The sequence below is a fragment of the Pseudoflavonifractor sp. An85 genome (assembly GCF_002161235.1).
In the GTDB taxonomy this organism is placed as follows: Bacteria; Bacillota; Clostridia; order Oscillospirales; family Oscillospiraceae; genus Enterenecus.
On the sequence record NZ_NFHE01000014.1, the window covers coordinates 48,080 to 74,852 of the forward strand.

The window sequence follows — 26,773 nt, forward strand, 5'->3', positions numbered from 1 at the left end:
ACCTTCTTTCCTGTTGTGCGAAGTCTAATGCTCCCAGCTTAGCATAATCCTTACGGAATTTCAACGACTATATATATACGAGATACACTTCTGTGTGTTATAATTGCTTCAGTCATATGAATCTGTCCACCATCTGGTCATGTTTTTATGAAAAACATGACCAGGCACATATTATTCATAACAAATTTGCGAATTTTGAGAAGTTCTCAGATGTAAAACAAAGTTATGTCGTTGGAAAGAGGTAATCTATGCCTGTGTCGAATTATCTAAATAACAATCTAGACTTGATTGACCAGTATCAGAAGCTATACTCGACTGGAATAAACATCGATTCAGTCATTGAGAAATTTAGAACAGAAGAAATCATTACGCACCATGGCCTTGATTATGGAAAATTTCGAGTATTTATCGATAGTTGTTTATTGTTATTAAATAGAGAAAAACTAAATACTTATTATAGAAACGGATATAGTTTCAAAGAGTTTCTAATAAAAGCTTCTCAAGACATACGTCTAAGAGATTATTTAGAGTTTATCAAGCAGGATCCATTCACCTGTGATATTTCCGATACATGCATATATTATTCTTTAGCGAATGAAAAAAAGAAACCGTGGGATCAAATTATGACCATACGAAACGCACTGGCACATATGCAATATGGTCATTTTTCGGCACAAGAAAATGGAACCATCGTTTTCTTCATGCTATACAACAGAGATCATGGAATCAGTAAGGATTTTGGAATTGTTTTGGAGCCCCTCCTCCACGAATTGGTCTACGGTTTTTTTAATAATTACAGCTCAGGGCTCTTGTTTAAGACCACCTTTTTTTCAAAATATTCCTTTCAATCAGGAAGAAAAAGTCTTTGGAGCTACTATTTTTACGAAATTACCCCTAAAATATCTGCTGCAATGCCATATGATGGCTACTCCTGCACAGTCACACGCGAACTAGCTCAAATATGGCCGGACGGCAGAAAGTTATTGGGATTTTTACAAGAAAACCATGATAAAATCACCATCAAAGAATCCAAACTAAATAGTCTTATCAAAATCCGTCATTATAAAAAACTGGCTAAGAACATGCATTTGACAACAAAACTTGAATACATCTATGGCCTAAAAACATTTCTTGATTTTCAAGGAGAATTATCGAATTTTTTGGTGCACATCGGTCAACTTAATGACGTTCTTTACCAATATTGCACCAAATCTGACAGCACGAATGTCGATCCACACGAATGTCAGGAATACAAAAAATGGCTCGAGCAAGCCATTTACGAATTACAAGAGGATCATAATTCAACGCTCTCTTTCAAACTTGGATTTATTTATTTGTATACCATGAATTTCATATTAAGAACCGAGGATGATGACTATATAAAACTGAACTATCAAGCTCTTGATGTATCTAAGTTTAAATATCAAATGGAGAATTGGACGCGATATCGCGACAGAGAGAACGCCCAGTCAGATTGTTTGCTCCAGAACTACATTGTTGAGCGCATGAGAAATTCTCTCATGCACGGCCTTATAGATGTTCTCCTGAACTCCAAAGGTAACATAGAATTTGTTTTTCGCGATAAGTATAATAAACGTGACGAACAAATTTCCATTCAAATGGAAGATCTGGAAGAATTTTTATCCCAAAAATGTTTATATGAGAACTCACCCGCCTCCTAATTCACCTGTGTGTTCCAGTAGAATTGTATACCAAATTTTGAAGGAGATATGATTATTATGATACGACTACTCTTTGTATGCCACGGCAACATCTGCCGCAGCCCCATGGCCGAATTTGTCATGAAACATCTGGTCAAAGAAGCCGGACTCAAGCAGGTCATTCATGTGGCATCGGCGGCCACCAGTACCGAGGAGATTGGAAATCCCGTCTATCCCCCTGCCGCACGCACCCTAGCCAACCATGGAATTTCCTGCGCTGGACACGCCGCTCGCCAGTTGCGCAAGGACGATTACGCCGCCTATGACCTGCTCATCGGCATGGATGAGGCCAACATCCGCAATATGCACCGGATGTGTGGCGGAGACCCCCAGGATAAAATCCATATGCTTCTGGACTACACAGACCGTCCCGGAGAGGTAGCAGACCCCTGGTACACAGGAAACTTTGAGGCCACTTGGCGGGACGTATGGGACGGCTGCCATGGCCTTCTGGCACAACTTCACCCGTGAGAACCTAAAACCGGCTGCGGAGAAATCTCCGCAGCCGGTTGTTTCATCTTATGGTGTTTAGCCCTCATCCTCGATCAGGCCATATCCACCGTCGTTGCGCTGATATACCACCGCAAATGCCCCAGTGTCTTCGTTCTTAAAGGCAAAGAATGTATGGCCCAACAAATCCATCTGCAAGATGGCCTCGTCCACCGTCATGGGCTTGATGGGGAATTTCTTGGTGCGAACCACCTCAAACTTGCTCTCCTCCACCACCTCAGGGACAAAGGAGGACTGCTCTTCCTGAGGTACTACCCGGGTAAAGGCATCCTGGCGCAGACGCTTCTCCAAGCGAGTCTTGTGCTTGCGCAGCTGACGCTCCATGGACGTGACGGCGGCATCCACCGATGCAAACATATCAGAGGTACTCTCCGCCACACGCAAAATCGTGGCCCCGGAGCGGATGGTCAGCTCTACCTTATTCCGGTCCTTCTCCACAGAGAAGACCAGATTGGCCTCACTGTCCGTCTTGAAGTAACGCTCCAGCTTTCCCACCTTTTTCTCTGCGTAGTTGTGCAGAGCCTTGGGCAGATGGACCTTCTTTTCCGTAAAGGTAAACTTCATGTGCTCAGCTCCTTTCGCCCCCCACCAGGAGGGCGTATCATTGGGAGGTTCTCTCCTTGTTAAAGAGTATAACACATTTCCTTTGTACACGCTATACCTTTATGAAAAATTCACAATTTCTTTTTCTCGTTACAGTGTGCCACAGGCATGGCGGGTGACGTGGCAGCCCAAGTTCACCACGCAAGGCATTCCTGCAATGTGAGTACCGAAGGGCTCGATGGCCACAGTCAGGGCGGTGGTGGTTCCCCCCATGCCCTGGGGGCCGATGCCCAGAGCGTTGATGCGCTCCAGCAGCCGCTGCTCCATCTCCCGGTAGAAGGGGTCCTGATTCCATGCATCTGCGGGGCGCAGCAGTGCCCGCTTGGCCAAAATGGCGGCCTTCTCTGAGGTACCGCCCAGGCCAACCCCCACCACCACGGGAGGACAGGGATTGGAGCCAGCCAGAGAAACCGCCTCCACAATGAAGTCCTCCACCTGCTGTTGGGTCACAGAAGGATTGAACATCTTCATGCGAGTCATATTCTCGCTGCCAAAGCCCTTGGGAGCCACAGTGACAGTAACCGTGTCACCAGGCACCATTTGCAGATGGACAATGGCGGGGGTGTTGTTCTGGGTGTTCACCCGGCGCAAGGGGTCACCCACCACAGACAGACGCAGATGCCCCTGAACATAGCCCTCCGCCACGCCTTGGTTGATAGCCTCTTCCAGGCTGCCATCCACCAGATGACAGTCCTGGCCCCAGTCCACAAATACCACCGCCATGCCGGTGTCCTGGCAGATGGGCAGCCCCTTCTCTTGGGCAAACTCAAAATTCTCCTGCAGGTCACCCAAAATGGCCTGTCCCACTGGAGATGCCTCCACCTGGCATGCCTGGCAAATGGCGTGGCGCAAATCCTGAGGCAACACGGTATTGGCCTGGATGCACAGTTCCCGAACCAGCTTGGACACTTGCTCGCTTCTAATCTCTTTCATCATCTCACACCTCTTGTCCGTCAATAAACACATGGGTCACTCTGCTGCGCCAGTCCAGGGGATGGCCATCCAGCACCACCAAATCCGCATCCTTACCCTGGGTGATGGACCCCATGCGGTGGTCCACCCCGGCGATGCAGGCGGCGTTGATGGTGATGGCCGCCAAGGCCTCTTCCTCATCCATGCCGCATCGGGCCGCCATGGCCGCGCACAACAACAGCTGCGGTGCCGTGGTCTCCGGGTGATCGGTGCAAATAGCCACCTGTACCCCTGCCTTGGCCAGCGCTGCGGTGTTGCCCATAGACATCTGCCGCAGTTCTCCCTTGGAGCGGTCCGTGAGAATGGGCCCGGTAATCACCGGAACCCCCTCTTGGGCCAAATAGTCCCCCACCAAATACCCTTCGGTGCCGTGGACAATGGCATAGTCCAGGCCAAACTCCTTGGCAATGCGAATGGCCGTGGCAATATCATCGGCCCGGTGCACATGGAAATGGGCGGGAATCTCCCCTGCCACCACTCCACGCAGTGCTTCCATATCCGGATCAAAAGATGGCATCTCCAGCTGGGCATCCGCCCGGGCTGTCTCCCACTTCACCTGATACTCCGAGGCACGGGTGAGCATTTCCCGAATCAGCGCCGCTGTTCCCATCCGGGTGGCTGGCCATCCGCTGCGCCCCTTAGGGTTCTCTCCCAGAGAGAATTTCATGGCTGCGGGAGCACGCACCACCATCTGGTCCACAATGCTCCCCGCCGTTTTCATCAAGAGGGCTTGTCCCGCAATGGGATTGGTGGACCCGGGGTGCACCATTACACAGGTCACCCCCGCCTCCCGGGCCTCCTTCACATAGGGGTCCATGGGATTGATGCCATCTAGCACACGGATGTACGGAGTACACACCTGGGAGGTCTCGTTGAGGTCCTCCCCATCACATCCGCACAGGCCCAAATGGCAGTGCACATCAATGAGGCCAGGCAAAATGTGCCCCCCTCTGGCATCCATAGCCTCCTCTGGCTCCACACCAGAGGGCAAGTCGGCCATATGTCCCACCTGCTGAATTTTTCCCTGCTCTACCCGCACAAAGCCACTGTCGATAGTCTTTCCATCCATGGTGTGGACCACGCCGTTGAGAAGAATCATGTTCCCCCTCCTTTCGACCGTATTTTTCTCTTGGACTTGCTATACTGATTTCTGCGGTGAATCCGCAGCACGGGAAGCCCCGTGCAGTCATTCCATTCTCCCGCGCAACAAACCACTGGGCTTCCTCTGCGCAGAGGAAGCCACTTTTTATGCGAAAAAAATAGGGCGGGCTTTCGCCCGCCCCCTAAGAGCACCGAATCAGCGGCGGCCGCGACGGCTGCTGCGCTTCTCATTCATATGCAGCTCGGAGAGCTTGCTGTCCGAACTGGCCATAAACTGTTTGAGCTGATCCTCAAAGCTCACAGGCCCCTTGGGCTGGGGCGGTGCTGCCTGGAAGCTGTTCACGCCCGGTCTGCGGTTGGGACGACGCTCTCCGCCGTTCTCCCCTCGATGTCCAGCAGGACGAGGACCCGGCCGACGCTCCGGACGGGCCGGAGGCGGAAGCGCCTGCTTCATGGACAAATTGATCCGGTTGTTGTCATCAATGCCGATCACCTTCACCGTCACCGTCTGTCCCTCATTGATGTGCTCATGAATGTCGTTGACATAGGTATAAGCAATCTCAGAAATGTGGACAAGACCGGAACGATTCTCCGGCAAAGACACAAACGCGCCAAACTTGGTGATCCCAGTCACCTTTCCTTCCAGGATGGATCCAACTTCAAACCCCATAGACTTCTCTTTTCCCTCTCCCAATTTTTTCAGAGCATTTTTCGCTCCGTTTTATTTGGACGTATCCACAAAGCGAATCTCGTCCGGTTCCATGAGCCCCAACATCGCTCTGGCAATATCTGCCAGATAATTGGGGTCACTGCTGTGCTGCATGTCGCTGGTCAGAGCGTCGTTTTCGTCTTGCTGCTCCTGAACCTGCTGGGCCAGCTCGTCTCGCTTTGCCTCTGCTGCGGTCAACTGAGTCCTCATGGACAGCAACGCGATGACGCCGGCCACCAGGAGTACCAGGACCAAAAGCTTTGTGCCAATGCCTGCGCGTTTGACCTTCACTATGGCTAGCCTCCTTTTCCACATGTGCATCAACATCATATACGACGTTTATTCTATACCATTTGAGCCATTTTTGAAAGTCTTTTTTTGAATTTTTCAAAACTTTTTTTGTTTTCCCCGCTGCTCCCCGGGCTGGAGCCGTGCAAATATGCAAAATTCGGCGCACCAGAGCAAAACATTTCACAAAAACAGGGAGCAGAATCCGACTGATGGTGGTCAAATATGCCACACCGCCCAACAAAAATGCCACCGCGTGATACACGCGCACCACGCCGCTGCTGAGCACCAGCGCATGGGCAAACACCATCACCGCTGCACTGAACCAGAACACTACATCCAGGATAAACCACACCCAACGCATGGTATAACATCGGCGTACTCCCCGCATCAGGTCGTAAAACACACCCAGGCCCAGGCCCAGCAAGAAACCTTGCCCGAGAACCTGAGCCTGAGTCATCACGTTGACTCCCATGTTTTAGCCAAACAGTCGGGAGAGAAATCCCCGTGCACTGCGATCCACACTGTCTTCGTAGCACAAGGTATCAATCTTTCCCTCCACCTTCAGGTCTCCGCCGTCCAAGGCCAGCTTTTCAATGCGCAGTCCCTCCCCGGTGATGGTCAGGACACCCTGGATGGTGGTGAGCACAATGTGGGTATCGTCAAACACGTCCACACCCTCTACCCCGGATACCATCAAACTTCGCCGGTCCTCCATGGACACATGATGTATGGTCGAGGCCGTTACCTCGTATCCCATAGAATCACCCCTCTTCGTCAGATGATTCATCTATATGGGGTTTGTCCGTGGTATATTCCCCCTTTTGGGGTAGACGACGGCGAAGATCATACTTCAAAATGGTGTACACCACAGCAGTGATGGGTACGCTGATGACCAGACCCACAAAACCAAGCAGGCTGCTGCCCACGGTGACTGCTGCCAGCACCCAGATGCCGGGGAGGCCCAGAGAGGTACCCACCACACGAGGGTAGATCAGGTTGCCCTCCAGCTGTTGCAAGATGGCCAAGAATACCAGGAACCAGAATGCCTTGATGGGACTGATCATAGCCAGCAGCAAAGCGGCCAGCACCGCACCAATGTAGGCGCCCGCCACAGGAATGAGGGCGGAAACGCCGATGATAACGGAAATCAAGGGCGCATAGTCAAAGCGGAACACCACCATACCTAAAAAGCACAAGCTCCCCAGAATGCACGCCTCGGTGAGCTGGCCAGAGACATATTTGGTGAAGGTGTCCGCCGTCAGCCTTGTCACGTCCAACACATGGCGAGCAATGTTCTCCGGCAGGTAGACAATCACCAACCGACGGCACTGCGCCACCAGCTTGGGCCCACCAGAGAGCATATACACGGAAAACACAAAGGAAATTACACCTGTGACCACCGCAGACACCAAGGTGCTGGTGGCAGAAATCAGGTGCGGGATCGTTCCGGTAAGGGTTGCCAACACTTGGTCAAAAGCGTTGCTCAAAATCTCGCTGATTTTATTGGACAAATTCAAGGTGGCCAGAGATTCCAGAGAGAGCTTCTCCACCACAAACTCAAACACAGCTTGGAGGTTCGCGGCGTACACGTTCATGTTGCCCGCAAATCGCTGGATGCTGCGAGTCAGCTCAGGCACCACCAGCGAAATCAGAATTCCAAACACTGCAAACAAGATGAGATAAGCCGTGGTCACCGCCAAAGGCCGAGCCAGACGCTCCCACCGTTTTCCCAGCCCGCGGCTGTACACCCGCACAAAAAAATTGCAGGGGCGGCTGAGAATAAAGGCAATGGCAAACCCAATGAAAATGGGACGGAAGGCCACCAACACCCCGGCTCCCCAGTCTAAGATCACATCAATCTTTACAATCACAACCACCAGTGCTACCGCATAGGTGATCAACAACAGCATATTACGAAACAATCGGTTGTCCAAACTCAGCACTCCTTCGCTTTGACACTTCCACCACAGTGTATCATTTTACCCACCTTACGTCAACGAATATCAAAGTTGAGTAGGTTCTCTTCAAAAGGAGTTGCGCACATCATCGCCGCGGGCCTGTTCCAAATTCATCAGCTTTTTCCGGGCCGCAGAATGGGTCAGCATGGCCGCCAGTAACTCCCGATCATCCGTCTCGATAGCACGACGGTACGCCGCCAGCCGTCCCTCCAGCCGCCGCACTGTCTGGCTCAGCGCCTCCCGGTTGAGGCTGAACAGCTGGGTCCACAAGGGAACATCCAGGGCAGCCACTCGGGTGCAGTCACGGAACGAGCCGCCCTCAAATCCCCGGCAGGAGAACAGCTCCTCATCATCGCACACCGACAGTGCAATGATGTGCATGAGCTGGCTGGTATATGCGATCATCTCATCGTGGCGCTCCGGCGTGGTGTGAATCACATCACGGAACTGGCAGAAGCGGGCCATCCGCTCCACCAATTCTACGTGCTCATCACTCACATCCGGGGTAGGCGTCATAATAAAATGGGTGTTGCGAAACAGTCCAGCTTCCGCATTGTCAATGCCGGAGACCTCCTTGCCCGCCATGGGGTGGCAGCCAATAAAGTCCACATGTTCGGGCAGGCACTTGGCCCCCTCCACAATGGCCCGTTTCACACCGCATACGTCCACAATCACGCTTCCCGGCTGAAACCGGTTTCGGTGCTCCTCCAAAAAGGACACGATCCCCTGGGGGTCCTGGGCCAAAATGACCACGTCCGCTCCAGGAAGCTCCGCTGCTGCATCATAGGTCACGCGATGGGCGGCGCGTCTCTCCACAGCCTTTTGATAGGTGGAGGCAGAGCGCACCACGCCTACCACCTCGTAATCTTCAAATCCCTGCAACGCCATAGCCATGGAGCCTCCAATCAGGCCCAATCCCACAACCACGATGCGCTTTTGTTCCATGTATACCACGTTCCCTTCTTCCCATACAGCTGCCATATTCTCCACCTGACGGCGTGACATCTATCTTGCATGCAGTTTAACACTTTTAACCGCAAAAGTCAATGTCCATCCAACTTGCGCAGAATGGGGGGCTATGCTACAATATGCATTATAAATTAAAAATGAACATCAAGGAGTAACGCTGTATGGCCATTGAACTTACCACACCGGAATTGACCCAGGCCGTCCAGAACGCACTGGCCCGCCTGTTTTCCCCCTGTGACCCCGATCAGCCCAACCTGCACTTGTGCCCTCGTCTGGTCTCCTGTGACGGACCATCCCTCACCATTGAGCTGGAGCACGACACCAAGCCTTGGGCCGCCAATCCCATGGGAATCGTACATGGCGGCGTGTTGGCCACTATTTTGGACAACGCCATGGGGCTCACCTGTTGCTGTCTGTACGACCACTTCACCCCAACCATCAGTATGAACATCACCTATTCCAGGCCGGTGCCCATCCCCGAAACGATCCGGCTACGGGTGGAGGTCATTCTGTCTGGTAGCACTACCGCTCAGCTTCAAGCCCAAATTTACCTTCCCTCCCAGCCCAACCGCATCCTGGTCTCCGCCACCGGAGTGTACTGCTCCCGAGTAAAATAAGAGAACAACGGCAGGCAACCTTTTTTCATGGTTGCCTGCCGCTTTTACTTTCTCATTGATACTTCAGCTCACTGCCAAAGGCCTTCAAATGCTCTTCCATGGCTTTTTGAGCCTGCACCGCATCATGCTCACGGATGGCCTGGAAAATAGCCAGATGCATGGAGTGAACCCGGCGGACCATGGCATTCCGCTCCTCCTCTGACATAGTGGCCATCTTCTTTTTGGCAAAAGACCGGTTCAACCGGCTGAATACCCGGCTGAAAATCTGGCTCACATCATTCTTGGCCGCCTTGGCCACCAATCCGTGAAAGCCGGAGTCCATGTCCACGAAGTCCTCGCTGTTGGCAATGGCAGCCTCCATCTTGGCCAGATACTGCTCTATGGCCTGGATATCCTCCGGAGTGCAGCGCTGGGCCGCCCAGCCAGCCGTAGCCAACTCACTGGCCAGACGATACTCCGCAATATCATCTAGACTTACCATACCGATGCGCAGGGCATCGGTGAGTGAATTCTCCAGATTTTTGTTGTTGGGGTGCATAACCACCGCTCCGCTACTGCCCGGAATGGTACGGATGTACCCGGAACGCTCCAGCATGCGCAACGCCTCCCGCACCGTGGGGCGACTGCGGTGAAAGGTCTCCATCATGCTTCGCTCGCTGGGCAGCCGGTCATCCGGTTTCAGATCCCCGCACAGAATCAACTCGCGAATTTGCTCATAAATTGCCTCACTGGCCCGCTTCGTCTCCACAGGATGGAACATAGACAGGGCCGATGCCCGTTCTTCCTTCGGCATGGCTCTCACGCCTCCTTATTGATGCACAGTTGTGTATATTTTATCATAGCTTTTTCATGAATTCAAGTTATATAATCCTGTTGGAGACAAAAAGGGAGGCGAATGGATACGCCTCCCTTTTTTACTTCCCGCAAACTTTTCCAGGATTGAGCAGTCCCTTGGGATCAAAGGCCCGTTTCACACCGCGCATCAGGTCCATGGTGACTTGCCCCATGGATTTTTCCAGATAGGACAGCTTAGCAGAGCCGATGCCATGCTCGCCAGAAACCATGCCCCCCAGTTCTGCGGCCTTGTCATACGCCAGGTCCATAAACCGCTGGGCTCGCTGCACAAACTCCTCCTGGGGCAAATCCAGGTGAGCACACACGTTCACATGACAGTTGCCATCTCCGGCGTGGCCACTGGCCAGAACCGCCAGGCCCACCTCGTCCTCCAGACCGGTCACGTAGTTGATAAACTCCGGAATCTGAGGAATGGGCACCACCACGTCGCACTCGTCCGACTGCTCGTACTTGGCCAAAATGGCCTCCAAAGTGGAACTGCGCACCATCCAAGCGTTGCGAATGGCATCGGGGGTATCGTACACGATGACATCCAACGCGCCATTCTCCAAGAAGGTCTCAGCGGCCTTCTCCATGATCTCGTCCAGTTCTTCCTCCTTTTGGCAGTCAAAAGTGGACAGCAGATAGGCCTCTACCTCTTCCCCGTCTGCTTTGTAGGGGTAGACCGTCTTGCCCAGAAACTCGTGGATCATCTCCACATTTCCCCGGGGCATAAACTCCAGCGCCTGGGGATCCAGGCCAGCCATCTTTACCTGGGGCACACAGGAAATGGCGCTGTTGAGGTCGGGGAACAGACCCAGCAGAGACACATTTTGCTTGGGCTGGGGAATCACTTTCAGGCTCAGCTCGGTAATAATACCCAGGGTGCCCTCAGAGCCGATCATCAAGTGCATCAGGCTGTACCCAGAGCTGGTCTTGCTCGCCTCTGCACCAAAGCGGACAATTTCTCCGTTGGGAAGCACCACAGTCATGGCCTTCACATAGTCCCGGGTGGTGCCGTACTTCACCGCGCGCATACCGCCGGCGTTGGTGGACACGTTGCCGCCCACAGTGGCAAACTTCTCGCCGGGATCGGGGGGATACATGACCCCTTTCTCCATGCAGTCGTTGGCCAGATCGTTGAGCAGCACGCCGGACTGCACCCGAACGGTGAAGTTCTCCAGGTCATAGCCCAGAATCTGATTCATCTTGGTGGTATCCACAATGACACCGCCCCCAAAGGCCACACAGCCGCTGCACAGGCCGGTACCTGCACCCCGGGGAATGATGGGCAGGTCGTTGTCATAGCAAATCTTACACACGGCGGCGGTCTCCTGGGTGTTGGTCACCTCCACCACCGCATCGGGCATGGCTTCCCCATAGATAGGCATCTCGTCGTGGGCGTAGTCGGCCTTAATGGCCTCCCCCACATACACGCGGCCGGGAACGGCCTGCTCCAGTTGAGCAATGATATCTGCATGCAATGCCATGATATACCCTCCTTATGCCTTACGCTTGCGAATCTCTTCGATCATCAGGGGGAGAATCTCGTGGACGTCGCCCACGATGCCCACATCTGCCACATCGAAGATGGAAGCGGCCTCATCCTTGTTGATGGCCACAATGTACTTGGAGGCCATAGCACCGGAAATGTGCTGCATGGCACCAAAGACACCGCAGGCGATGTACAGCTTGGGTGCCACCATCTTACCGGATTGGCCAATCTGGTGGGCACGGGAAATCCAGCCCTCCTCGATGGCGGGACGGGTAGCGCCTACTACGCCGCCTAACACATCTGCCAGCTCTTCCACCAGCTTGAAGCCCTGGGCATCTCCCATACCACGGCCACCGCACACCACAATGTCGGCCCCTTCCAGATTCACCATCTCAGTGATCTCGGTGACGGTCTCCACCAGGCGGGCACGGATGGCATCCTCAGCCACCGCAACGTCCACCTCTGTCACGGCGCCGTTGCCGGTCTGCTCAGGCTTGGCAAAGCTGCCAGAGCGCACAGTGGCAAAAGCAGGGGCTGCGCTGGTGAGAGCCAGACGCTCCAGCACGGTTCCACCGTAGGCAGGACGGGTGAACACCACGCCATGGGCCTCATCGGCTTCCACGGCCACCGCATCGGTGACACAACCGCCGCCCAGGCGGTGAGCCAGACGAGGGGCCAGATCCTTGGCAGCCAAGGTGGCGTTCATCAGCACCACCTGGGGCTTTTCTTCTCCTATGATGTGCTCCAGCAAGGCGGTGGCAGCGTCAGGGCAGCAGGCCTCCCCTGCCAGCAGCACATCCACACCGTAAGCTGCCGTCTGCTCGGCGGCCTCACGGCTGCCCAGCACCACAGCTTTCACCTCGCCCAGACCAGCGGCAGCGGTGAGCAGTTCCAGGCTGCCACCCTGGGCCTTACCCTCATGGGTCTCTACATATACCAAACACTTCATGTCTCTGTCCCCCCTTAAATCGCCTTGGCCTCAGCCATCATGGCTACAGCCTTTGCCACGGCATCCGCAGCTTCTTTCTCCTGAATGCGCACACCGGCCTGACGCTTGGCAGGCTCCGAATAGCCCAGGCAGGTCACGCGATTGTCCTGCTTGACGGCACCGGCATCGGCAGCGGTGAGCATGGGGATGGTGGCCTTACGGGCAGCCATTTTGCTCTTGATGGTGGGATAGCGGGGATCGTAGGCGGGCTTGGCCACGGTGAGCACGGCGGGCAGAGCCATCTCGTACACCGCATAGCCGGATTCGGTCTCCTGCTTGGCCTTCACACCACCTTCCACCGGCTCCACCTCCACAACACTGGAGACAAAGGGGGCTTTCAAGGTCTCAGAGAGCATGGCACCCACCTGAGCGCTGATCTCGTCGGTGGATTCTTTGCCGCAGAAAATGAGATCAAAGGATTCCCCCTGATCGGCTTCACACTTGGCGATCAAAGAGGCCAGTGCAGAGGCCGTAGCAGCCTCATCCAGATCCAACAGAGCGGGATCGCTGAGGAGCACCGCCTTGTTGGCACCCACAGCAATCAGGTTTTTTAGGCCGTTCTGGCACTTCTCGGGGCCGATGGCAGCCACGGTCACCGACCCGCCGTGGGCCTCCACGGCCCGCACGGCCATTTCCACGGCATAGGTATCAAAGGCGTTGTTCACCTGGTCAATCCCCTCCACATCAGGGGTACCGGTGGTGGGGTTCAGGTGAACTTCCACGTAATCATCTGGAACTTGCTTGACACAGACAAAGATATTCATGTGGGTTTCCTCCTCTTTCTTACAGCTTGCCAATCACAGCACGGCCTACCACCATGCGCTGAATTTCGTTGGTTCCCTCGAAGATCTGGAAAATCTTTGCATCCCGCAGCAACTTCTCCACAGGGTACTCGCGGCTGTAACCGTAACCGCCCAGAATCTGTACTGCGTCCAAAGCGGTCTGCACCACCGAATCACCGGAAAAGCACTTGGCCGCGGCAGACTCCTTGCTGAAGGGCATGCCCATGTCGGCCAAGGTGATGGCGTGGGCACACAGCTGGCGAGAAGCCTCGGTGCGAATCTCCATATCCGCCAGCTTAAACTCAATGGACTGGTGGCGGCAGATGGGCTTGCCGAACTGGACGCGCTGCTTGGAGTAGGCGGCAGCCTCGTCGATGCAGCGCTGGGCCAGACCCACGCCGATTACTGCACACCAGGTGCGGGCCAGATCCAGGGTCTTCATGGCGGTGGCAAAGCCAGTGCCCTCCTCACCCAGGCGGTTCTCCACAGGGATGCGCACATTGTCCAGCACCAGATCGCTGGTGGTGGAGCAGCGAACGCCCATCTTATTCTCATGGCGACCCACGCTCAGGCCCGGAGTGCCCTTATACACCAGAAAGGCGGACATGCCGTGGGTACCTATGGTGCGGTTGGTCATAGCGGTGACCACAAAGAAGTCGGCCACGCTGGCGTTGGTGATAAAGCACTTGCGGCCGTTGAGTACGTACTCATCTCCCTCCCGCACTGCGGTGGTCTTGCCGTTGGCTGCATCACAGCCGGCATCCGGCTCGGTGAGGGCGAACGCACCCCATCCACCATTGGCGATGATGTCGCAGCACTTTTGCTTCTGTTCCTCGTTTCCGGCCACCAGCACGGGCTTGAGGGCTAGGCCGTTTCCGTTAAGGGTGACCGCCACACCGGCGTCTGCCCAGGCGATCTGCTCTACGATAGCCGCCTGATCAATGTGGCTCAGGCCCAGTCCGCCGTACTCCTCGGGAATATCCATCATGTGCAGCTGCATCTCAATGGCCTTCTCATAGATTTCACGGGGCCACTCACCGGTGATGTCATACTGTTTGGCCTGCTCGACGATCTCATTTTGACAAAACTCTTTCGCATCCTTGAGCAGTTCTTTTGCGTCCTCAGAAATAATGTATGCCATATTGCATGCTCCTCCTTAATCCAATGATTTTGATTCATATTCCCGGGGCGGATGCTGTTCCACCGCGCCCGACTTTAACATAGATTCAATCTGTTCCCGGGTGTAGCCCAAGCTGGGCAGCAGTTCCCAGGTCTGTTCTCCCACGTACGGCCCTCGCTTGTATTCCGGCAACGGGGTCTCCCGCATATGCACCGGCGGACGCACCAGGGTGCGTTCCTGTCCCGTGGGATACTTCATTTTATAATAGCAATCGTTGGCCCAAGCCTGGGGATCTTCCAGCAACTCCTCCCAGGTCTGAGTCACCGCATACGGAATGTCGGCATCGGTGAGGATCTTGCACCACTCTCCTAGGCTTTGCTGGGCAATGCGCTCTACCAGCAGATCGTAGAACGTATGGAGGTGGGCCGGCAGGTGGCTCTGGGGATAAAACCTGGGATCTTCCTTCAATTCCGGCAATCCCAACGCCTCCATGCAGCGGTTGTACAGCGCGTCGTAGGCGGGCACCCCCAGTTGCAGCCATCGGTCATCCTGGGTGCGGTACGGCATGGTCAGCGGATTGGGAATGTCTCGGCGTGGAATGGGATAGCAGGCGGTGTACTGTCCGTACTGGGCGCTTTGGAGCATCACCGCTACCGACCAAATAGCACTGTGCAACAGGTTGACAGTGATCTTATCCCCCCGCCCAGTCTCCCTGGCCCGGTACAGCGCCGCCAGGATACCATTGGATAGGTACAGCCCCGTGGGGTGATCTCCAAACCCGGCAATGGGGGTCATGGGGGCCGAATCTTTGTCGTACATGGTGCCCATGATACCGCCCCGGGCAAAGTATGCGGTGAAGTCATAGCCCGGCAAATCCTTGTCCGGTCCATACTCTCCGTAGCCCGAAACTTGGCCCACCACCAACTTGGGATACCGTTGTTTCAGGCTGTCGTAGTCCAACCCGTGGCGTTTCAGGGATTTTTCCCGGACGTTGGTGACAAACACATCCGCAGTGGCCAGCAACCGCTCCAACACTTCCCGCCCTTCTGGCGTTTTGTAGTTGATGCACAGCCCCTTTTTATTGGCGTTTTCCAAATCAAAGCTGGTATTCTCCAGATCCCCGGTGGGACGTCCCTCGTTGATCCCGGTTTTCCGGTAGGGGTCGCCCCCCGGTCCCTCAATCTTAATGACTTGCGCACCTAAGTCCGCTAGGAACCGGGTACAGCAGGGCCCCGCAATAAAGGTGGCCAGTTCCACCACCCGTACCCCTTCCAAGGGATACTTCTCCGCTGCCACACCACCAGCCCCTTTCTCATAGTTGTCTGGTCAGACCAGTTAGTCGGAAAAGATGCCTCGCCACCATGGGCGAGGATGTTCTGTACTTAAACAATAGCACACCTAGTATACTAAGTCAAGGCATTTTGCCGATTCTCAATCCTGCACAAAACGTGTTATGATTTTTTGTCATTCCTCCCAAGGGCCCAGCATTGACATTGTTTTCACAACCCGTTATAATTTGGTTGACTGGTCAGACCAGATAACTCGGCTTGCGCTGTCGCGAGAATATAAAGAGAGGTTGACGAGCGTGTATACATTAGGAATTGATATTGGTTCTACCACATCCAAATGTGTCATTTTAGAGGATGGGGCGAACATCGTCGCCTCCTCCCTGGTGGTGGGTGGTATTGGAACCTCTGGTCCGGAACAAGCACTGTCTCGGGTGTTTCAGGATAGTGGCTTGACGCGAGAGCAGATGGACGGCGTGGCTGCCACCGGTTATGGCCGCAATCGCTGCGGCGAAACAGAGCTGAAGGTCAGCGAGTTGACCTGTCACGGATTGGGCGCCCATTTTGTGTTCCCTCAGGTGCGCACCATCATTGACATTGGTGGACAGGACGCCAAGGTGATTTCCCTGGATGATGCCGGGAGAATGCAAAATTTTCTGATGAATGACAAGTGTGAGGCCGGTACCGGTCGTTTCCTGGATGTCATGGCCAACATTCTCTGTATCCCGGTCAACGACTTTGGAGATTGGGCCGCCAAGGCCAAGGCCCCTGCGTCCATCTCCAGCACCTGCACCGTGTTTGCAGAAAGCGAAGTCATCAGCCAGTTGGCCGCTGGTACGGAAACCGCAGATCTGGTAGCTGGTATCTGTGCCTCGGTGGCGGGCCGTGTGGCCTCTCTGGCCAAGCGCATCAACATCGTGCCTGAGGTGTGCATGAGCGGCGGCGTGGCACAAAACAGCGGCGTGCGTCTGGCTCTGGCCGAAGCCATTGGTCAGCCCATTGAGTTTTCTCCCCTGGCGCAGCTGTTTGGCGCATTGGGCGCCGCTCTCTACGCCTATCACAAAATCAAGTAACCTAGTGGAGGAGTTCGACGTTTCCTTTGGGAAACTGGAAGATAAGGAGGTTTATATATGTCTGAAGAAATCAAAAAACACCGTCCCCCACCCGACCCCAACTCTGCCAAGTATAAGCTGGGTCAAATTGCCGCTAAGGCTTACAGCGACGCTCAGGAAGCCAAGGATCGGGGCGAGATGGTGGGCTGGTGCTCCAGCAACTTCCCCGTTGAGATCCCCGAGACGCTCGGTCTGGCTGTAGTCTACCCCGAAAACCAGGCCGCTGGCATCGCTGCCCGTGGCGGTGGCGAGCGCATGTGCCAGATCAGTGAGGCCGACGGTTACTCCAACGATATCTGCGCCTATGCCCGTATCAGCCTGGCCTATGCTAAGATCAAGGATGCTCCCGAGCAGAACATGCCCCAGCCCGACTTCCTGCTGTGCTGCAATAACATCTGCAACTGCATGATCAAGTGGTATGAGAACCTGGCCATCGAACTGAATATCCCCCTGATTATGATCGACATCCCCTTCAACCCTGACTATGAGGTCAGCGACGCTCAGGTGGCCTATGTTCGGGATCAGTTCTGGGCCGCCATCCACCAGCTGGAGGAGATCACCGGCAAGAAGTGGAGCGACGAGAAGTACAAAGAGGTCATGGAGTATTCCGGCCGCACCAGCCGCGCTTGGCTGGCCGCCACTGCCTGCGCTCACTATGAGCCCTCCCCCTTCAATGGCTTCGACCTGCTCAACCACATGGCCGTCATGGTCACCGCCCGCGGCAAGAAGGAAGCTGCTGAGGCCATGGAGACCTTGCTCAAGGAGTATGAGGACAACCACGCCAAGGGCGTATCCACCTTCCGTGCCGAGGAAAAGTACCGCATCATGTTCGAGGGTATTGCCTGCTGGCCCTACCTGCGCGCCACCTCCACCGGCCTGAAGAGCCGCGGCATCAACATGGTCACCACCATCTACGCCGACGCCTTCGGCTTCATTTACAAGGACTTTGATGACATGTGCCGTGCCTACTGCAAGGTACCCAACGCAATCAACCTGGAGTATGCCCGAGACAAGCGCGTGAAGCTGTGCAAGGACAACCATGTGGAGGGCTTGCTGGTACATACCAACCGCAGCTGCAAGCTGTGGAGCGGCTTCATGTATGAGATGAGCCGCCAGATCGGCCAGGAGTGCAACATCCCCGTGGCCAGTTTTGACGGCGACCAGGCCGACCCCCGCAACTTCTCTGAGGCCCAGTATGACACCCGTGTCCAGGGCTTGACCGAGATTATGGAAATCAACAAGGAGGCGAAGTAAGATGACTGTGCAAGAACTGCTGGGACGCTTTCATGAAGTCGCGGTCCATCCCGCCGCACAGAAGGATGCTTTGCTGGCCCAGGGCAAGAAGATTGTTCTGACCGCTCCCGTCTATACCCCCGAGGAGATCATCCACGCCATGGGCGCTGTCCCCATGGGCGCCTGGGGCGGTGATCTGGAACTGGAAAACTCCAAAAAGTACTTCCCCGCCTTCATTTGCTCCATTGCTCAGAGCATTGTAGAGCTGGGCATGAAGGGCGTGTACGAGGGCGTGTCCGCCATTGTCATTCCCAGCCTGTGCGACAGCCTGAAGGTGCTGGGCGAGAACTGGAAATATGCCGTTCCCTCCATCCCCTTCATTCCCATGACCTATCCCCAGAACCGAAAGCCCGCCTTTGGTCAAACCTTCACTCTTGCCGGATATCAGCGGGTCATTGCTGACCTGGAAAAAGCCACCGGTCTGACCTTTGACGAGGCCAAGCTGGCCGATTCCATGGAGGTGTACAACCAGCACAATGCCGCCATGCGTGAGCTCACTGCCGTTCTGGCCGACCACCCCGAGATCACCGCAGCCCAGCGCAGCGACATCTTTAAGAGCGCCTGGTTCATGCTCAAGGAGGAGCACACCGCCCTGGTCAACCAGCTCGTGGAGGCTTTGAAGGCCCAGCCCGCCGGCGCTGCCAAGACCCGGATTCTGGTCTCCGGCATCCTCACCGACGCTCCCGGTCTGACCTCCATTCTGGATGAGTGCGGCCTGCAGGTGGTGGCCGATGACGTGGCCGCCGAGAGCCGTCAGTATCGCACCGACTCCCCCGCAGAGGGCACTCCTCTGGAGCGTCTGGCTGCCAAGTTCTGCAACATGGACCACTGCAGCCTCCTCTATGACGTGGAGAAGAAGCGAGTCAACCTCATTGTGGATCAGGCCAAGAGCCTCAACGCCCAGGGCGTGCTGCTGGTTCTGACCAAGTTCTGCGATCCCGAGGAGTTTGACGTGCCCCTCATCCGCCGTGCCTGTCAGGCCGCCAGTCTGCCCTGCTCCGTCATTGAGGTGGACCGTCAGATGGTCAACTACGAGCAGGCCCGCACGGCCATTGAGACCTTCCGCGATCTGCTCAGCGAATCCATGTAATTATTAGGGAGGAATATTTCCATGAGTAAAACCATGAATCGCCCTCTGGAGGGTGTTCGTGTTGTGGAGCTGGCCACCTTTATCGCCGGCCCCAGCTGCGCCCGCTATCTGGCTGATCTGGGCGCAGATGTCATTAAAATTGAGGCCCCCAACGGCGATCCTCTTCGCTTTACCGCCGTCAACGAAGGTCGTCCCTTTGGCGATGCCGAGGACACCAGCTTCTGCATGGAGAATACCGGCAAGCGCTGCATTACCCTGAACACCAAGACCGAGGCTGGTATGAAGGTGCTCCATGAGCTGCTGGCCAAGGCTGACATCTTCATCACCAACTGGCGTCAGTCCCCCCTGAAGCGTGCGGGCCTGGACTATCAGACCCTCCACGCCAAGTACCCCTCCCTGGTGGTGGGCTTTGTCAGCGGCTACGGCGAAAAGGGCCCCGACAAGGATCTGCCCGGCTTTGACTTCACCGCCTTCTTTGCCCGCGGCGGCGTCATGGGCACCATGTACGACAAGGATTCCATCCCCATGTTCCCCATCGCCGGCTTCGGCGATCACCAGGTGGGCATCTATCTGGCCAGCGGTGTCATCGCCGCTTTGTATCGGGCCCGTGAGACCGGTGAGGGCGACCAGGTCATCGTCTCCCTGCTGCACACCGCTTTGTGGGATGTGGGCCTGTTCATCTCCAGCAGCCAGTATGGTGATCCCTCCACCCAGTTCCCCATCAGCCGCAAAATGGCTGCCAACCCTCTGAATACCGCCCACCGCACCAAGGATGGCCGCTGGATTCAGATTGCTATGCCCCGCTATGACTACTACTACCCCAAGTTCATGCCTGTCATCAACCGGGAAGACCTGATTGACGATCCCCGCTACTTCCCCCAGACCAACCTGCAGGCTCACCTGGAGGAGTTTTATCAGGTGCTGGTGGACGGCATCGGCAGCCTGACTTTGGACGAAATGTGCCAGCGCATGACCGAGGCCGACCTTCCCTTCGCCGTGTGCCAGACCTGGGATCAGTGTCTGGTGGACCCCCAGGCCTGGGGCAGCGACGCTCTGGCCAAGGTTACCTTCCCCAACGGCGCCGAGCGCACCATGGTGCGCACTCCCGTGCTGTTTACGGAGACCGATCTGCCCGCCTACGAGCGTGGCCGCTTCCTGGGTGAGGATACCCGCGCAGTTTTGACCGAGCTGGGCTACTCCAGCGAACAAATCGACGCCATGATTGCCGCCGGTGAGGCCACCGACGTCAAGCGCATCGGCTAATTTGCTGTCCTCGTCGAAACAAATTCGGCGTTGACAATACTCGCCAACGCACAACCCGTCAGGTCCCTTGTTTTTCAAGGGGCCTGACGGGTTGTGCCTATTTTGGTTGACAACTCCCCCATGACGTGATAGGTTATGTATGCAGCAACTCAAAATTTGCTGGCTATGGCTGTTTTGGAACAGTGAATCTCACGTCATAGAGGAGTTTTCGATATGCCAAAGGGACGCCCCTCCGGACTTGCATCACAGAAATCAGAAGATACCAAGCAGCTTCTCTCCGACATCGCTTACCGCCTGTTTAAAGAACAAGGTTACGACCACGTAGGCGTGCGGGAGATTGCAGCAGAAGCCGGAATGACCACCGGCGCTTTTTACTACTACTTCAAGAGCAAGGCCGATATTCTCAACCATCATGCAAAAATGAAGGGCGACTGGCTCTTCTTTCAAATTCCTCTCCAACTGGAAGGAAAAAATCCTCTGGACAAAATCCGCATGTTCCTGGCTCAATACCTGTGCGAAATTTTTGTGGAAGAGGGATGGGAGCTGTGCGAAAGCCGGATGTTCGCCCGCTATTACGATAAGCGGGAAAGCTCTGAACTTTTTCATATTGTCCGTCAGTTCTGCCAGGAAGCTCTGGAACAAGGTCTCTTCTCTCCCGATTGTCCGTTGGATGAGGCAGCCAGTGACATTATTCTGGTCTGCCGTGGCGTGGAGTACGACTGGTGTCTGCGGCAAGGTCGTTACGACATCCATCAGCGCATGCTCCACCTCATCAACGTGACCCTCAGCCACTACCAACAAACAGATGCCACTTGAATGACACGGTGTGTTTCGAAAGTAATCTCTTTCGAAACACACTTTTTTTATATCAAATGCTTCCCATAACACCCCTATTCCCTTCATCCATTCGACAAATTCTTAACAAAGATTCTTTTCCCTCTCATTTTATTCCACGGATTTGGCAGGATATACAATTTTCACATTGTCCCATTTTTGTTTCTTGACATTAAAACAAAACGTGTTATGCTATGTTTTAGCTTTAGATAACACGTTATCTTTCCGCGCATTCATAGAGAGAGGAGAAAATTTCATGAAGCAAACAACCAAACGCGCCGTGCGCTTCTTTGCTGCTTGCTTGGCCATCCTTCTGGTCTGTACCGTAGTCATTTGGGGCCTGGCCAGTAATTGGGGCAAGGTCGACATCAAGCGCATCACCATCACAGGTGACAACGGCAGCACCATCAGCAGTCTGATGTATGTACCTGAGACTGCCACCAATGAAAACCCTGCCCAAGTTGTGATGATCTTCCATGGTCGCTCCAACCACGCCCACTCCAATGACACCTGGAGCATTGAGCTGGCCCGCCGGGGCTATGTGGTGTTCTCTCCCGACCTGAGCGGCGGCGGACAGTCTGATGTCAACGACCGTCAGGCCCAGGCCATTGCCCTTACCAAATACGTCACCACGTTGAACTATGTGGACTGCTCTAACATGACTGTGGTGGGATATTCCGCCGGATGCGGCACCACCACCTTCGTGGCCACAGCTCTTCCCGAGTACGTTAAGAATGTGGTGCAGGTCATGTCTCCCATGCTGATCCACGAGATCAACATCGATACCCCCCTCAACTGGTGTATCATCAAGGGTCAGGCCGACCAATATAACTACGAGTTTGTGGGCGATCTGGAGGCCTGCCGCCAGCGTGTCACGGAATACTTTAACCTGCCCGAAACCGTGGAGTACGGCAAGGACTACACCGTGGATAAGGGCACCCTCCGCTACGAGATGGCCACAGACTTTGCCTTACACCAGACCGCAAACGTGTCTGCGGATACCCTCCAGTACCTGGTAGACTACATCACCTATATCAATCCCAGCAACACCAACACCATCGCCAACGACGACATGGTGTGGGGCTGGCATCAGGTAGTTTCTGCCGTGGCCTGTGTCACCATGATGTTCTTCCTGGCTTCCATCATCAACCTGCTGATGCAGCTGGACTTCTTTGCCAAGGCCGCCAACGTTGTGACTCTCCGTACTCCCCAGCGTGGCGTCAAAGCCTGGGTTCTGGATGTGGTCTTCACCATCCTCATCCCCGCCCTGATCTTCATCCATGTATCTGCCTACGCCATCAAGTGGTTCGGTGACGGCACTCCCGCCTCCAAGATCCTGACCTCCCCCAACCTCACCGGCATTATGGCCTGGCTGATTGTGGTGGCTGTCATTGGTGTGGTGCGCATGGTGATCCGTGCCCACAAGGCCAAGGCCTCCGGACACCCCCTCACTTTGTCCAACTACTGCCTGGGCGGCGCTGACGAGAAGCACATTGATTGGTCCAAGCCTGCCAAGGGCCTGCTCATTGGCATCATCTGCGCCACCATCGTCTTTGTGTGGCTGGGCGCCATGGAGCAAATGACCGGCATCAACTACCAGGTGTGGAACCTTTCCACCTACCTGCCTCTGACCACCGATCGCTTCTTCCGCGCCATTCCCTATGTAATCATCATTTTCGTGGTGATGTTCATCGGCAACATGAACCAGCGTGTCCTGCCCTCTACCGGAAACGAGCAGCGGGATTTGCACATCGCTGTGGCTGTGAACACCGTCATGACCGCCGCTGCTCTGGCCATCCTGCTCATCATCCAGTACGGTGGAAACCTGGCCATTGGTACCGGTCAGGCCGTGTTCCCCCAGATCGACGTCTACGGCACTGGTGTGAACACCTCTGTGGGCTCTTTGGACTTTGCCTTTGGTTACTGCTACATGATGGGCGGTACCACTGGCGTGGTCACCTACATCTATCGCAAGTACAGCAATATCTGGCTGGGTGTTATCCCCGCCGCCATCTTTGCCGGTCTGGTCACCCTGTCTGGTTTCACCCTGGTGGCTTAAACTGAATACGCAAACAGGCCCCCCGGCTATACCGGGGGGCCTGTTTGCGTATCGAAAAAGTTCAACACGCTTCTCAAAAATGCCTGCATTTTTGAGAAGGAATGCAGCGGGCTGAGAAGTGTTTTTTTCGATGCGCATGTCCCCAAAAAACAGATTTCAATTTATTTCCCCATCTGCGGATGGGAAAACTCTGCTGAGAGCTTTTTAATACAAGATCGTACGTCCTTCTTGCATCGACATGAGGTTTTTGACTGTTTCTTATTCAGACAAGGGAAAAATCAAGTTCAGAGTGAACCGCCCTTCTTCGCTGGTATCTACATTCAGCGTCCCTCCATACCGCTCCATAGTTCTGCGAATGTTATGCAGTCCAAACCCATGGAGATACGCCTGGGCCTTTGTGGTAACTGGGAGGCCATTTTTCAACGTCAAATTCCCCTCATACGGATTGGAAATGGAGATAAACACCTGTCCTCCACCCTCTCCCGTTCGGATGACGATCTTTCGTTTGGAACCTGGAGTAACGTTTCGACACGCCTCAATGGCGTTGTCCATGGCATTACCAAACACTGTGCAGATATCCACATCGGACACATCATGCACCCGACGAAAATCCAACTGCACGTCCACGGAAACATCCTCTTCCATGGCCTCCTGGCACTTCTGACTCATAAGGCCATCCAGCAAATCGTTTCCCGTCTGTACCAGCCGCTCATAGTCGTGGGAACGGTGGAGCAACTGGCCCGTGTATTCCACAATCTGCTCTTGGGCTCCTTCCTGGGCCAACTTCTGAATGGCCAGCAAGTGATGCTTCATGTCGTGGTGCAATGCCCGCAGATCCGCCTGGGCCTCCTGCCGGGTTTTCAAATTTCGCATGCGGTAGCCATTGACGATCTCCTGCATGCGGTTTTGCTCCAAGAGATGGGTGCTGTATGCGTAGCGTTCAAAGGCCAGGATAAAGCCCAAGAGAAAGAGATGGAGCAAAATCAAGGCCACAGAGAGATAATCCGGGGAGAGTGTCCCGGTATAATTGAGCACAAACAGAGAATTTTTCGTGTAAAGAAGACAGATGATGACCACTGAGAGCAAAAACCAGCGGCTGCGGGTGATACGCAGAAACCGCTCCGGCGGCAATAGCTTATAACAGCCGTAAATCACCGGGATGTACACGATGTTACGCAGCAAATTCTCCCCAAACTCTGTGGGCTCGTCAAAAAACACCGGCACTTGGAGCACCGCTTGGCTGGCCGTATAGATGCTGGTGAACAAAAGGGCCACATACACCGCAACCTTGATGGGACAGTCCTTACTCAGTTTGAGATAGATGACATAGACCCCCGCCCGGTAGAAAAACCGATACATGGTGTCCATGATGTTGTACGGCGGCACATAGTTGACGCTGATAAACAGCGGCAACATGATTCCCAGAGATAAAACTGCTACCACCTGCCGCCACACAGGCACCGGCCGCTGGGGCTGGAGCACCCGAAAAAACAGAATGCACAGCACACATTGAAACAGGAAATTGAACAAATGGATGTACAACGTATTCATAGCGGCCCCCTGACATAACGGCTGAACACTGCATAAAACTCGTTGCGGCGGTGCTTACTCAATGTCACTTCTGCCCCATTGCTCATCACCAATCCCTTGGGATTGATCTGCTTGACGTGGCGGCAGTTGACCAGATAGCTTTTGTGGCACCGGAAAAAGCCCATACCCTCCACTTGTTCTTCCACCTTCTTCAAGGGGATTTGAAACTCTTTTGTTCCCGTCACCGTCACCACATTGACGATGCGGCCATACACCTCAAAGTACAAAATATCGTTGGTGTGAAACACCACCACCTGATCATTTCCCTTCAAAGCCAGAGAGGCTCCCGCTCGATCTCGCAAGGTCCCCACAGCCTCCCGGAGCAGCTTTGCCACCGGCTCATATAACAGCGGTTTGGGCACAAAGCCAAAGGCGTGTACATCAAAGGCCTCCAGGGCAAATTGGGTCATGGTAGTGACAAAAATCAGGCACAGATCCGGATAGGTCTCCCGGAGCTTTCGAGCCGTCTCCATACCGGACACTCCATCCATCTGAATGTCCAAGAGCAAAATTTGAGTGTCAGGAGCCATGCCCTCCAACAACTGCTCCCCGCTGGCAAAACACGCCACAGAAAAAGGCTCTCCCCATTCCCGCTCCAAGTTTTTGATGTAGAGAAACAGCTGCTGTCGAATGATGGACTCATCGTCACAAATTGCAACTTTCCACATGGCACTCCTCCGCCTCCCTGTCCTCTGTGGTGGGAACTCACATATAACCTAGTTAACCAGGTCGATTATATCGTAATGTTACACATATGTCAACGCGATCACGTCCACTCATGACCTCAAAACGACCATTGGTGTCGTATGGGTTTCCTATGTACCACCAAGTGGGCCTGTTGTGTCCAAGCCATTGCTTTCGTATGTTTCGACATATATACTGGCCTTACCAGTTAGTTGATTCAACCAAATGCACAACATCTTTTGGGAGAGGAGGCCCGTGTGATGCTCCCCTGTATCATTCTCATTTTGCTTTTATTCGGCGGCAGCATTGCCTTGGGCGTTCGTTGGAAGATCAACATCGGCCCTGTCACCATGGCCATCGCGCTGGTGATCGGATGTCTGTTTATGGACCTTACGCTGGACGATATCCTCCAGGAGATTCCATTGAAGGTGATTTTCTATATTGTCTCCGTCACCCTCTTTTACGGTATCGCCCAGGAAAATGGGACCTTGGGACGTCTGTCCTGCCACGTGATGTACGCCATGCGGTCCGTCCCACGTCTCCTGCCAACCTGCATGTTCCTCCTCACAGCCATCATCGCTTACATGGGGGTCGGCATTTTCGCCGGAGCCTTTCTGGCCCCGCTGGCCTTTGAAATGGGGAGCAAAACCAAGGTCAATCCCCTTCTCACCTATACCTGTGTCAACTGCGGCGCCATTTTAGGCTCCAACATGCCGCAAAGCCTGGGCGGATTAGTCATTCAAGGGCTCATCGCCCAAGGGCCATATGGAGAACACGCCACTGCCTACACCTGGAGCGGCTCCATCCTCACCGCCGTCATCTGCATCATCATGGTTTTACTTTCTCACCTGCTGTACCGCAGTGAGGCCCCTGGCCCCGAGTGTTTCCCCAC

25 protein-coding genes and 1 pseudogene are annotated in these 26,773 nt (G+C 54.5%); 10 read left to right on the forward strand and 16 right to left on the reverse strand.

What is annotated here, in order from left to right; genetic code table 11:
- Positions 1–248: 248 nt before the first annotated feature.
- A complete protein-coding gene (locus B5G37_RS08195; protein ID WP_087256325.1) occupies positions 249–1,682 on the forward strand; it encodes a hypothetical protein in 1,434 nt (477 codons plus the stop codon).
- Positions 1,683–1,739: 57 nt separating this feature from the next.
- Positions 1,740–2,192 carry a low molecular weight protein-tyrosine-phosphatase gene (locus B5G37_RS08200; protein WP_087256327.1) on the forward strand — a complete coding sequence of 151 codons (453 nt, stop codon included), beginning with the start codon at positions 1,740–1,742 and terminating at the stop codon, positions 2,190–2,192.
- Positions 2,193–2,249: 57 nt separating this feature from the next.
- Here the strand turns inward: B5G37_RS08200 and raiA are convergent, their stop codons facing one another.
- The 8 genes from raiA to B5G37_RS08245 all read right to left on the reverse strand — a co-directional run bounded on the left by raiA (position 2,250) and on the right by B5G37_RS08245 (position 8,846).
- Positions 2,250–2,795 carry a ribosome-associated translation inhibitor RaiA gene (gene raiA / locus B5G37_RS08205; protein ID WP_087256329.1) on the reverse strand — a complete coding sequence of 182 codons (546 nt, stop codon included), beginning with the start codon at positions 2,793–2,795 and terminating at the stop codon, positions 2,250–2,252.
- A 129-nt stretch (positions 2,796–2,924) separates the two neighbouring features.
- Entirely contained in the window at positions 2,925–3,767 is an 843-nt protein-coding gene (locus B5G37_RS08210) for a fumarate hydratase (RefSeq protein ID WP_087256374.1), read from the reverse strand.
- Positions 3,768–3,771: 4 nt separating this feature from the next.
- Positions 3,772–4,905, reverse strand: a complete 1,134-nt coding sequence (locus B5G37_RS08215; protein ID WP_087256331.1) for an amidohydrolase — start codon at positions 4,903–4,905, stop codon at positions 3,772–3,774.
- 198 nt (positions 4,906–5,103) lie between these two features.
- Positions 5,104–5,577 carry a S1 RNA-binding domain-containing protein gene (locus tag B5G37_RS08220; RefSeq protein ID WP_087256333.1) on the reverse strand — a complete coding sequence of 158 codons (474 nt, stop codon included), beginning with the start codon at positions 5,575–5,577 and terminating at the stop codon, positions 5,104–5,106.
- A 51-nt stretch (positions 5,578–5,628) separates the two neighbouring features.
- On the reverse strand, positions 5,629–5,907 hold the full coding sequence (locus B5G37_RS15745) for a septum formation initiator family protein (RefSeq protein WP_242962826.1): 279 nt from the start codon (positions 5,905–5,907) through the stop codon (positions 5,629–5,631).
- Between the two features lie 475 nt (positions 5,908–6,382).
- Complete coding sequence (locus tag B5G37_RS08235; RefSeq protein ID WP_087256337.1) at positions 6,383–6,664, reverse strand: YabP/YqfC family sporulation protein; 282 nt, start codon at positions 6,662–6,664, stop codon at positions 6,383–6,385.
- Between the two features lie 4 nt (positions 6,665–6,668).
- Positions 6,669–7,850: an AI-2E family transporter gene (locus tag B5G37_RS08240; protein ID WP_242962827.1), complete on the reverse strand. Its 1,182-nt coding sequence runs from the start codon at positions 7,848–7,850 to the stop codon at positions 6,669–6,671.
- A gap of 81 nt (positions 7,851–7,931) precedes the next feature.
- The gene (locus B5G37_RS08245) at positions 7,932–8,846 is read right to left on the reverse strand and encodes a prephenate dehydrogenase (protein ID WP_242962828.1); all 915 of its coding nucleotides are present in this window, start codon (positions 8,844–8,846) and stop codon (positions 7,932–7,934) included.
- A 149-nt stretch (positions 8,847–8,995) separates the two neighbouring features.
- On the opposite strand from B5G37_RS08245, the gene B5G37_RS08250 reads away from it, so the two are divergent.
- Positions 8,996–9,451: a PaaI family thioesterase gene (locus tag B5G37_RS08250; RefSeq protein WP_087256341.1), complete on the forward strand. Its 456-nt coding sequence runs from the start codon at positions 8,996–8,998 to the stop codon at positions 9,449–9,451.
- A gap of 52 nt (positions 9,452–9,503) precedes the next feature.
- On the opposite strand, the gene B5G37_RS08255 is transcribed toward B5G37_RS08250, so the two are convergent.
- The 6 genes from B5G37_RS08255 to B5G37_RS08280 all read right to left on the reverse strand — a co-directional run bounded on the left by B5G37_RS08255 (position 9,504) and on the right by B5G37_RS08280 (position 15,966).
- A complete protein-coding gene (locus B5G37_RS08255; protein WP_087256343.1) occupies positions 9,504–10,244 on the reverse strand; it encodes a FadR/GntR family transcriptional regulator in 741 nt (246 codons plus the stop codon).
- Between the two features lie 121 nt (positions 10,245–10,365).
- Positions 10,366–11,775 carry an FAD-binding oxidoreductase gene (locus tag B5G37_RS08260; protein WP_087256345.1) on the reverse strand — a complete coding sequence of 470 codons (1,410 nt, stop codon included), beginning with the start codon at positions 11,773–11,775 and terminating at the stop codon, positions 10,366–10,368.
- A gap of 12 nt (positions 11,776–11,787) precedes the next feature.
- Positions 11,788–12,729, reverse strand: coding sequence for an electron transfer flavoprotein subunit alpha/FixB family protein (locus tag B5G37_RS08265; RefSeq protein WP_087256347.1), 942 nt, complete (start codon positions 12,727–12,729; stop codon positions 11,788–11,790).
- Between the two features lie 14 nt (positions 12,730–12,743).
- The gene (locus tag B5G37_RS08270; protein WP_087256349.1) at positions 12,744–13,532 is read right to left on the reverse strand and encodes an electron transfer flavoprotein subunit beta/FixA family protein; all 789 of its coding nucleotides are present in this window, start codon (positions 13,530–13,532) and stop codon (positions 12,744–12,746) included.
- Between the two features lie 19 nt (positions 13,533–13,551).
- Positions 13,552–14,691: an acyl-CoA dehydrogenase family protein gene (locus B5G37_RS08275; RefSeq protein ID WP_087256351.1), complete on the reverse strand. Its 1,140-nt coding sequence runs from the start codon at positions 14,689–14,691 to the stop codon at positions 13,552–13,554.
- 15 nt (positions 14,692–14,706) lie between these two features.
- Complete coding sequence (locus B5G37_RS08280) at positions 14,707–15,966, reverse strand: CoA transferase (RefSeq protein ID WP_087256353.1); 1,260 nt, start codon at positions 15,964–15,966, stop codon at positions 14,707–14,709.
- A 280-nt stretch (positions 15,967–16,246) separates the two neighbouring features.
- Between B5G37_RS08280 and B5G37_RS08285 the strand changes: the two genes are divergently transcribed.
- From B5G37_RS08285 to B5G37_RS08310, 6 genes are all read left to right on the forward strand, one after another.
- A complete protein-coding gene (locus B5G37_RS08285; RefSeq protein ID WP_343229701.1) occupies positions 16,247–17,029 on the forward strand; it encodes an acyl-CoA dehydratase activase in 783 nt (260 codons plus the stop codon).
- Positions 17,030–17,086: 57 nt separating this feature from the next.
- On the forward strand, positions 17,087–18,322 hold the full coding sequence (locus B5G37_RS08290) for a 2-hydroxyacyl-CoA dehydratase family protein (protein WP_087256357.1): 1,236 nt from the start codon (positions 17,087–17,089) through the stop codon (positions 18,320–18,322).
- Between the two features lies 1 nt (position 18,323).
- A complete protein-coding gene (locus B5G37_RS08295) occupies positions 18,324–19,451 on the forward strand; it encodes a 2-hydroxyacyl-CoA dehydratase family protein (RefSeq protein WP_087256360.1) in 1,128 nt (375 codons plus the stop codon).
- Positions 19,452–19,472: 21 nt separating this feature from the next.
- Complete coding sequence (locus B5G37_RS08300; RefSeq protein WP_087256362.1) at positions 19,473–20,714, forward strand: CaiB/BaiF CoA-transferase family protein; 1,242 nt, start codon at positions 19,473–19,475, stop codon at positions 20,712–20,714.
- 213 nt (positions 20,715–20,927) lie between these two features.
- On the forward strand, positions 20,928–21,530 hold the full coding sequence (locus tag B5G37_RS08305) for a TetR/AcrR family transcriptional regulator (RefSeq protein WP_087256364.1): 603 nt from the start codon (positions 20,928–20,930) through the stop codon (positions 21,528–21,530).
- Positions 21,531–21,804: 274 nt separating this feature from the next.
- Positions 21,805–23,607 carry an alpha/beta fold hydrolase gene (locus B5G37_RS08310; RefSeq protein WP_087256368.1) on the forward strand — a complete coding sequence of 601 codons (1,803 nt, stop codon included), beginning with the start codon at positions 21,805–21,807 and terminating at the stop codon, positions 23,605–23,607.
- A gap of 258 nt (positions 23,608–23,865) precedes the next feature.
- Here the strand turns inward: B5G37_RS08310 and B5G37_RS08315 are convergent, their stop codons facing one another.
- Positions 23,866–25,158 carry a GHKL domain-containing protein gene (locus B5G37_RS08315; RefSeq protein ID WP_087256370.1) on the reverse strand — a complete coding sequence of 431 codons (1,293 nt, stop codon included), beginning with the start codon at positions 25,156–25,158 and terminating at the stop codon, positions 23,866–23,868.
- A complete protein-coding gene (locus tag B5G37_RS08320) occupies positions 25,155–25,865 on the reverse strand; it encodes a LytTR family DNA-binding domain-containing protein (protein WP_087256371.1) in 711 nt (236 codons plus the stop codon). The genes B5G37_RS08315 and B5G37_RS08320 overlap by 4 nt, the downstream gene beginning before the upstream one ends.
- A 276-nt stretch (positions 25,866–26,141) precedes the next feature.
- On the opposite strand from B5G37_RS08320, the pseudogene B5G37_RS08325 reads away from it, so the two are divergent.
- Positions 26,142–26,773, forward strand: a pseudogene (locus B5G37_RS08325) (hypothetical protein); the annotation flags it as partial.